At 39.7% G+C, this 7,999-nt stretch carries 9 protein-coding genes, 2 tRNA genes and 1 rRNA gene; 9 read left to right on the top strand and 3 right to left on the bottom strand.

Translation table 11 applies throughout. The features are described 5' to 3' along the window. Window positions 1-11: 11 nt before the first annotated feature. The 7 genes from rrf (at window position 12) to tsaD (ending at window position 3,388) form a co-directional block, all read left to right on the top strand. Window positions 12-127, top strand: a 5S ribosomal RNA gene (gene rrf, locus M3175_RS21835). Between the two features lie 21 nt (window positions 128-148). Then, a tRNA-Met gene (locus M3175_RS21830) sits at window positions 149-222 on the top strand. A 38-nt stretch (window positions 223-260) separates the two neighbouring features. Beyond that, window positions 261-336 (top strand) — tRNA-Asp (locus M3175_RS21825). Window positions 337-737: 401 nt separating this feature from the next. Beyond that, window positions 738-1,193, top strand: a complete 456-nt coding sequence (gene tsaE, locus M3175_RS21820) for a tRNA (adenosine(37)-N6)-threonylcarbamoyltransferase complex ATPase subunit type 1 TsaE (RefSeq protein WP_251523564.1) — start codon at window positions 738-740, stop codon at window positions 1,191-1,193. Then, entirely contained in the window at window positions 1,193-1,900 is a 708-nt protein-coding gene (tsaB, locus tag M3175_RS21815; protein WP_251523561.1) for a tRNA (adenosine(37)-N6)-threonylcarbamoyltransferase complex dimerization subunit type 1 TsaB, read from the top strand. The genes tsaE and tsaB overlap by 1 nt, the downstream gene beginning before the upstream one ends. Beyond that, window positions 1,887-2,363, top strand: coding sequence for a ribosomal protein S18-alanine N-acetyltransferase (gene rimI, locus M3175_RS21810; RefSeq protein ID WP_251523559.1), 477 nt, complete (start codon window positions 1,887-1,889; stop codon window positions 2,361-2,363). Before tsaB ends, rimI begins: the two co-directional genes overlap by 14 nt. Continuing rightward, window positions 2,360-3,388 carry a tRNA (adenosine(37)-N6)-threonylcarbamoyltransferase complex transferase subunit TsaD gene (gene tsaD / locus M3175_RS21805; RefSeq protein ID WP_251523557.1) on the top strand — a complete coding sequence of 343 codons (1,029 nt, stop codon included), beginning with the start codon at window positions 2,360-2,362 and terminating at the stop codon, window positions 3,386-3,388. The genes rimI and tsaD overlap by 4 nt, the downstream gene beginning before the upstream one ends. A 214-nt stretch (window positions 3,389-3,602) precedes the next feature. On the opposite strand, the gene M3175_RS21800 is transcribed toward tsaD, so the two are convergent. Beyond that, window positions 3,603-5,522 (bottom strand): ABC-F family ATP-binding cassette domain-containing protein, encoded by a 1,920-nt coding sequence (locus tag M3175_RS21800; RefSeq protein WP_251523555.1) that lies wholly within the window; start codon window positions 5,520-5,522, stop codon window positions 3,603-3,605. Between the two features lie 139 nt (window positions 5,523-5,661). On the opposite strand from M3175_RS21800, the gene moaC reads away from it, so the two are divergent. Together moaC and M3175_RS21790 are read left to right on the top strand one after the other, a co-directional pair. Beyond that, window positions 5,662-6,156: a cyclic pyranopterin monophosphate synthase MoaC gene (gene moaC, locus M3175_RS21795; protein WP_251523553.1), complete on the top strand. Its 495-nt coding sequence runs from the start codon at window positions 5,662-5,664 to the stop codon at window positions 6,154-6,156. 27 nt (window positions 6,157-6,183) lie between these two features. Then, entirely contained in the window at window positions 6,184-6,843 is a 660-nt protein-coding gene (locus M3175_RS21790; RefSeq protein ID WP_251523551.1) for a redox-sensing transcriptional repressor Rex, read from the top strand. A gap of 27 nt (window positions 6,844-6,870) precedes the next feature. On the opposite strand, the gene M3175_RS21785 is transcribed toward M3175_RS21790, so the two are convergent. After that, a complete protein-coding gene (locus M3175_RS21785) occupies window positions 6,871-7,083 on the bottom strand; it encodes a YdiK family protein (RefSeq protein ID WP_251523549.1) in 213 nt (70 codons plus the stop codon). Next, complete coding sequence (locus M3175_RS21780; RefSeq protein WP_251523547.1) at window positions 7,080-7,814, bottom strand: CPBP family intramembrane glutamic endopeptidase; 735 nt, start codon at window positions 7,812-7,814, stop codon at window positions 7,080-7,082. The genes M3175_RS21785 and M3175_RS21780 overlap by 4 nt, the downstream gene beginning before the upstream one ends. Between the last annotated feature and the right edge of the window lie 185 nt (window positions 7,815-7,999).

Raw genomic sequence — 7,999 nt, 5'->3', positions numbered from 1 at the left:
GTGAATACTGGTCTAGTGGCGATAGCGAAAAGGTCACACCCGTTCCCATACCGAACACGGAAGTTAAGCTTTTCAGCGCCGATGGTAGTTGAGGGTTTCCCTCTGTGAGAGTAGGACGTCGCTAGGCTTGTATTACAAATATTATTGTCGCGGGGTGGAGCAGTCTGGTAGCTCGTCGGGCTCATAACCCGAAGGTCGCAGGTTCAAATCCTGTCCCCGCAATTGAAATTTATTTTTCAAATTTCACTTGAAAAAACTCTGGTCCCGTGGTGTAGCGGTTAACATGCCTGCCTGTCACGCAGGAGATCGCCGGTTCGATCCCGGTCGGGACCGCCATTTTCATATTTTAGTAGAACCAAACGAACCAAAAGGATTCGTTTTTTTGTTTTTTAAAGAGGTTTTTTAATAAAAGGTGATTTTTTTGGCCAAAATAGAAAGAAAAAGGTATAAAATGCAATTGCGTAGACTCTAATCTCCATAAAAATAACCGTTATTGTTCATTTACTTGCGATTCTGGAGATATATTTGCGATTATTTACTTGCGATCCCAAGAACATATTAGCGATTACAACCCAACACTCTGTCCAAAAACTCAACAAAACCAATCGCACGCCAAAAAACTACATACCAATCCAACCTTTTTTGCTCATTTTTTTAAAATCATGTACACTTATAAGAGACTAGCCTTAGGATCCTGTCCTAAGGCTTTTTTATAAAAGAATTGGGTGATTAATTCAATGAACGAATACATAGTTAGAACAAACCGTACGGAAGAGACTTTACAATTTTCAAAGGAACTTGCACACAAGCTTCAGCCAGGAGATGTGATTACATTAGAGGGTGATCTGGGTGCAGGCAAGACGACTTTTACTAAAGGACTTGCAGTGGGACTTGATATTACCAAAAACGTAAGTAGTCCGACTTTTACGATTATAAAAGAATATAACGGAAGACTTCCTCTTTACCATATGGATGTCTATCGATTAGAAGATTCCTATGAAGATTTAGGGTTTGATGAGTACTTTGAGGGCCAAGGAGTTACAGTTGTAGAATGGGCTCATTTAATTGAAGAGCAATTACCAAACGAGCTACTACAAATTAAAATTACTCATGGAGAAGAGAGTTCTCGGATCTTAACGATAACACCTAAAGGGAAACGATATGAAATGCTTTGTAAGGAGCTATTTGCCTAATGAAAGTACTAGCAATAGATACATCAAATTATCCACTTGGTATTGCCTTAATAGATGACCAGCAAGTGATTGGGGAGTACATAACGAATGTAAAAAAGAATCATTCGGTGCGTGTGATGCCAGCGATTGAAAACCTGTGCAGGGAATGTGATATAAAGCCAGCCGACTTAGAGAAAATTGTTGTCGCAGAAGGTCCTGGTTCTTATACGGGTGTTCGTATAGGAGTAACGATTGCGAAAACATTAGCGTGGACCTTACAAATTCCTCTTGTCGGGGTTTCAAGCATTGAAGTGTTAGCGGCATCAGCAGCCCGGTACTTTTCAGGCTATGTGGCTCCACTCTTTGACGCGAGAAGAGGACAAGTCTATACCGGCCTGTATCGCTCCCAAAATGGTTCACTTGAAACCGTTAAAAAGGACCAACTGGTGTTAGCGACAGATTGGACAGAGCACTTAAAGGAACTTTCTGAGCCTGTTTTGTTTGTGGGCAATGATCTGCCGATTCACAGGGAAGTATTAGCAAACATGATGGGAGATCAAGCAAGATTTGCTCACTACACAGAACATAATCCACGTCCAGGAGAGCTAGCTCATTTAGGGCTCCATCGTGAACCAGTAGATATACACACCTTTGTACCAAATTATATTCGATTGGCTGAAGCTGAAGCGAAATGGCTAGAAGGGAAGAAAGAAAATGATGCAAAATGAAGAGACTCACTCTTTAACGGATTCCTTTGTGTTTCGATATATGAAGGAAGAAGATATCGATCAAATCTTAAAAATTGAGGAGCTTTCATTTGCAACCCCTTGGACTAGACAGTCATTTGAAAATGAGTTGAATCTAAATCAATTTGCGGTCTATCTTGTTTTAGAAAAGGAAGGGAAAATTGTAGGATATTGTGGAATGTGGCTGATTGTTGATGAAGCCCATATTACAAACATAGCGGTTTTACCGGAATTTCGTGGGCAAAAGCTAGGAGAAGCGATTCTTCGGATGATTATGGAGGTTGCAAAGAAGAGGGGTGCAAAAACGATGACACTTGAAGTACGTGTTTCAAACACAGTGGCACAGTCTTTGTACCGTAAGCTTGGATTTATGAACGGCGGAATACGAAAGAACTATTATACTGATAATTATGAGGATGCATTAGTCATGTGGGTGACAATATGAGTGAGAAGAAACAATATATATTAGGGATCGAAACAAGCTGTGATGAAACAGCGGTTGCGATTGTAAAAAATGGACATGAAATTGTAGCAAATATCGTTGCGTCACAAATTGAAAGCCATAAGCGATTCGGGGGAGTGGTTCCTGAGATTGCTTCTCGTCATCATGTGGAGCAAATCACGATTGTCATAGAAGAAGCGATGAGAGTAGCGGAGTTACAGTTTTCTGATCTTGACGCGATTGCTGTAACGGAGGGACCAGGGCTTGTCGGTGCCTTATTAATAGGGGTAAACGCAGCAAAAGCACTGAGCTTTGCTCACGGTATTCCTCTTGTAGGAATCCACCATATCGCTGGTCATATTTATGCGAATCGGTTGATAAAGGAAATGGATTTTCCACTCCTCTCCTTAGTTGTTTCTGGTGGACATACGGAGCTTGTTTATATGAAGGAACATGGTCACTTTGAGGTTATAGGAGAAACGAGAGACGATGCTGCCGGTGAGGCGTACGATAAAGTTGCTAGGACGTTAAAAATGCCTTATCCAGGTGGACCACATATTGACCGGTTAGCCGCTGTTGGCTCACCTGTTATTGATTTACCAAGAGCGTGGTTAGAGGAAGGATCCTATGATTTTAGCTTTAGTGGATTAAAATCAGCAGTTATCAACACTGTCCACAATGCAGAGCAACGGGGTGAAGTGATCGCACCTGAAGATCTTGCTGCAAGCTTTCAGCAAAGTGTTATTGATGTATTAGTAACAAAGACGGTACGAGCGGCCAAACAGTATTCTGTGAAGCAAGTGTTACTTGCAGGTGGAGTAGCTGCTAATAAAGGGCTACGTAGCACGTTAGAAAAAGAGTTTGCTGCTATTGAAGGGGTAGAATTAATTATTCCTCCACTTTCTTTATGCACAGACAATGCAGCCATGATTGCAGCTGCTGGAAGTGTTATGTATGAAAAAGGTCAAAGAAGTGATTTTACACTAAATGCAAATCCAGGATTAGATCTATCTATCCACAATTCATAACTGTAGGAAATAGTCCCTATCACGCGATAGGGGCTTTTTTTGTGTATAAACACTGTTTCGACAAGTTTCACTGTGGGTAATGTGGATAAAATAAACTAAAATTGTGGATAATGTGGAAAACCCTGTGGAAAGCACATTTAAAAACAATTTAGCTGTGAACAAAATTGTGGAAAAGAAAAAACCGGGATAGATTCATTCTCCCGGTTCTTTTTGCTTATTCAGCAAGTTCACTCCATTTTTCTAGTAAGTCATCTAATTGGAGTTTTGCTGTTTCGTTTTCTTCATTAATTTTGAGCACTCTTTCGTGGTCTTGAAAAATTTCTGGGTCACATAGCAGGGTATTATTCTTTTCAATCGTTTCTTCGAACTGTTCAATTAATCCTTCTATTTCTTCGATCCGTCGCTTTCGTTGACGCTCTAATTTCTTGGCTTCCTTATCGATTTGATACGTATTTTTTTCTGGAGCTACCACGGTAGCTGCAGCCTTTTCTGCTTGTTCTATCGCTTTAAGTTCTTCTTGTTCAAGCTTCTTTTCAACGTAATAATCATAGTCCCCTAGGTACTCAACAGCCGCGGTTTTACTTAGCTCAATCACCTTCGTAGCAATGCGATTAATGAAGTATCGGTCATGAGAAACAAAAAGAATCGTACCTGGATAATCTACTAAGGCATTTTCTAATATTTCCTTACTGTCTAAGTCCAAATGGTTGGTAGGCTCATCTAGAATAAGAAGATTCGCTTTTTGCATCATAAGTTTAGCGAGAGCAAGACGGGCTTTTTCCCCACCGCTAAGGGTGGACACAGTTTTTAACACATCGTCCCCGGTAAATAAGAAATTCCCTAGTACAGTCCGGATTTCTTTTTCACTTTTCAGCGGATATTCGTCCCAAAGCTCATTTAAAACTCGCTTGTTCGAAGTTAGAGCCGCTTGTTCCTGATCATAATAACCAATGCTAACGTTAGAACCATAATGAACTTGTCCTTCTAACGGTTGTAACGTTCCTTGGATGGTTTTGAGTAAGGTAGATTTTCCAATCCCATTCGGTCCAACTAAGGCAACGGAATCGCCTCTAGTAATTCTTAGGGAAAGAGCCTCAGCTATTTTCTCATCATGATAGCCCACGGATAGGGAATGAACATTTAACACCTCATTGCCACTTTGCTTCTCAATATCAAAACCGAAGGAGGCAGACTTCTCATCTCCAAGAGGTTTGTCCATTACTTGCATTCTCTCAAGCTTTTTCCTTCGACTTTGGGCTCGCTTGGTGGTCGATGCACGAGCAAGATTTTTTTGGATAAAGTCCTGTAATTTGGCTATTTCATCTTGCTGTTTTTCGTATTGTTTTAAATCACGTTCGTAGTTCTCAGCTTTTTGTTCAAGATAAGCACTGTAGTTTCCTGAAAATTTGCTGATTTGATTCCTAGAGATTTCATATACTTGATTAACCACTTTGTCTAAAAAATAGCGATCGTGGGATACAATTAAGATGGCACCTGTGTAGCCAGTTAAATATTGCTCTAGCCAAGACAAAGTATCAATATCTAGATGGTTGGTAGGTTCGTCCAGTATTAGAATATCAGGCTTCGTTAATAACAACTTCGCAAGAGCCAAACGGGTTTTCTGTCCACCACTCAAGCTATCAATTTTCGTAGAGTAATCGAAAGAGTGAAAGTTTAAACCATGTAGGACAGAACGTATATCAGACTCGTACTGATACCCCCCATTCTCCTTAAATTCATTTTGGAGATGGTCATATTCTTTTATTGTCCGCTCGTACAAGGCAGCATGTTCAAAAACGGTAGGATCAGCCATTTTTTCCTCGAGCTTACGAAGCTCTTTCTCTTGGTTCATCACATGTTCAAAAACGGTAAGCATTTCTTCCCAAATGGATAATCCGGAAACAAGACCTGTGTTCTGAGCCAAATACCCGATGGTTACATGTTTGGGTTTGATTAAATCACCTGATTCATAGGAAAGGTGACCGGCTATAATTTTGAGTAACGTCGATTTCCCGGCCCCATTTCGGCCTACTAAGGCAATACGGTCTCTTGTTTGAACTTCTAGTTTTATATTCGATAAAATAAGGTCAGCCCCATAAGACTTGGAAAGCTGGTTTACTTGTAGTAATATCATTGATTTCACCTCTATACTTCTACGGTTAGTGTAACGCATTCAATACGGATGAGCAATGATAGGAGTTGTGAAGTATGTTACAATGTTTTCACACAAAACGAGGAAAATAGTGTATGATTTTGAAAGAGGTGTATAATAGATGACAGAGTTCACTCATTTTAATAAAGAAGGTAGAGCGAAAATGGTAGATGTGAGTGATAAGCCCGAAACGGTACGGACGGCTATTGCCCATTCTAGTATCACAGTCAATCAAGAGATTTATGATCGTATCACACATAACCAAATGAAAAAAGGGGATGTGTTAGCAGTCGCACAGGTTTCAGCCGTAATGGCTAGTAAAAAAACATGGGATATTATTCCAATGTGTCATCCTATTCCACTTACCGGTGTCGATATTTCTTTTGATTGGGAATCAGATAACAATTGCCATACTCTACATATATCTGCTAGTGTAAAGACAAAAGGGAATACAGGTGTAGAAATGGAAGCGTTAACAGCCGCTTCTGTTTGTGCGCTTACTGTTTATGATATGTGTAAAGCAGTAGATAAAGGAATGGTGATCGGGAAAACATACCTGGTTGAAAAGACAGGTGGTAAAAACGGTGACTTCAAAAGGGAAGAGAAACTATATTAGTTAAAGATAGAAGGTAGGGGAAGAACGATGAGTAATGAATCAATGAAAATCCCACAAGCAACGGCGAAAAGACTACCATTGTATTATCGCTTTTTAAATAGTTTACACTCATCAGGAAAGCAACGTGTTTCATCGGCTGAACTAAGTGAGGCAGTGAAGGTCGATTCTGCAACCATTCGAAGAGATTTTTCATACTTTGGAGCGTTAGGCAAAAAGGGATACGGTTACAATGTAAACTATCTATTATCCTTTTTCCGTAAAACCCTCGACCAAGATGAGTTAACGAAGGTTGCCTTAATTGGGGTCGGGAATTTAGGGACAGCATTTTTAAATTATAATTTCTTAAAAAATAATAATACAAAAATTGCTGTCGCATTTGACGTAATAGAAGAGAAGGTAGGCACAAAAATTGGAGAAGTACCAGTCTACCATATGGATGATCTAGAAGAAGTGATTGAAAAAGAAGACATTCAGGTAGCGATATTAACCGTTCCAGCAACGGTCGCACAATCCATTACCGATCGAATGGTTCAAGGATCGGTGAGAGGAATCTTAAACTTTACGCCTGCCCGATTAACGGTGCCATCATCCATCAGGGTTCATCATATTGATCTGGCTATTGAGTTACAGTCTCTGGTGTACTTTTTAAAGCATTATTCAGTGGATGAAGAAATGGTAGAGGAATAAACAGCAAGCCGCCCCTTAGTGGAGCGGCTATTTCTTTTGCTGCTTCTTTATCTCTTTAATTTTAAAATGTAAAAGAATCATCCGAATGCCTGAACCAATATCAAATGTAGCTAGCAAGACTAGCAGGTAGGTAAAAAAGCCCCACTCTCCGTTTTGCTGTAAGTCCTGAATCGCAAACACTGTGAACAGAGCACCCAAGACGATGTATATAATTCCTGAGAATAAAGGTGACTGTCTCATAAGAAGAATCCTCCAATAAAGCTTTGCATTTGTTCTGCTTGTTTGATTAATTTTTCTAAGTCTTCCCTATAGATGGATTGCACAAGAACAACGAACGTATTCATGGATACGTGAGCAACAATCGGGACGAGAATTCGATTGGTTTTTACGTACAAATACGCAAAGGTGAATCCCATCGCGGAATAGAGTAAGGTGTGCTCAGGCTCCATATGAGCAAAAGAAAAAATAACGGAGCTAAGCAAGGCAGATAGGAAAAAGTTAAAGCGCTTATAAAAAGCTCCGAAAATGATCTTACGAAAAACAATTTCCTCTAATATAGGACCAATAACCGAACTAACGACAATCATAATCGGAAAAGTTTCAATGATACGTAAAATCTGCTGTGTATTATCAGATCCTACCTCAATACCAATCAAACGTTCAATATTCGCAGCAATGGCTTGGGCAAATAGGGCAAGAAAGACACCTGTGATAGACCAGAGAATTGACCGACCTATGCTTGCTCCGTTTCTTACTTCATTTGCGTGTACCATCTCATTACGTAGCAGCAACAGGACAATCACAAGTGTGATCGAGAAGCTGATAACAAGCCAAGTGACACCGGCAAATCCTTGAGAGTGGGTGTCAAAGCCAATCATTTCTAGTACGAGAGAGGTGATAGGGACACCAATAAAGCTTGAAAGCTGCATCGCAATATAAGCAATTAAAATAATCCAATATTCACGTTTCAAAACAAGTCTCCTTTTCAATCCAATATAGTTATTCTACTCGTAAACATCAGGTTGTATCAAATAAGAAGAATTATTGTCCGTATTTTAGCATTATATGGATAGAATAGGTGGAAAAGTACATACTTAGTAAGGTTGTATAATTAACAAGTTATGGGAGGACTTTTACAAAAAATTTATAAAAAAAA

The organism is Robertmurraya korlensis, assembly GCF_023715225.1.
Classification (GTDB): domain Bacteria; phylum Bacillota; class Bacilli; order Bacillales; family Cytobacillaceae; genus Robertmurraya_A.
The sequence above is the reverse complement of the archived record's forward strand: the minus strand, read 5'-3'. Positions and strand labels throughout refer to the sequence as shown.

Bases quoted from the DNA above. Each gene is read 5' to 3' on its own strand.
- moaC (WP_251523553.1), top strand. From the start codon at position 5,662: ATGACAGAGTTCACTCATTTTAATAAAGAAGGTAGAGCGAAAATGGTA.
- tsaE (WP_251523564.1), top strand. From the start codon at position 738: ATGAACGAATACATAGTTAGAACAAACCGTACGGAAGAGACTTTACAA.
- M3175_RS21800 (WP_251523555.1), bottom strand. From the start codon at position 5,522: ATGATATTACTACAAGTAAACCAGCTTTCCAAGTCTTATGGGGCTGAC.
- tsaB (WP_251523561.1), top strand. From the start codon at position 1,193: ATGAAAGTACTAGCAATAGATACATCAAATTATCCACTTGGTATTGCC.
- M3175_RS21790 (WP_251523551.1), top strand. From the start codon at position 6,184: ATGAGTAATGAATCAATGAAAATCCCACAAGCAACGGCGAAAAGACTA.
- rimI (WP_251523559.1), top strand. From the start codon at position 1,887: ATGATGCAAAATGAAGAGACTCACTCTTTAACGGATTCCTTTGTGTTT.
- M3175_RS21785 (WP_251523549.1), bottom strand. From the start codon at position 7,083: ATGAGACAGTCACCTTTATTCTCAGGAATTATATACATCGTCTTGGGT.
- tsaD (WP_251523557.1), top strand. From the start codon at position 2,360: ATGAGTGAGAAGAAACAATATATATTAGGGATCGAAACAAGCTGTGAT.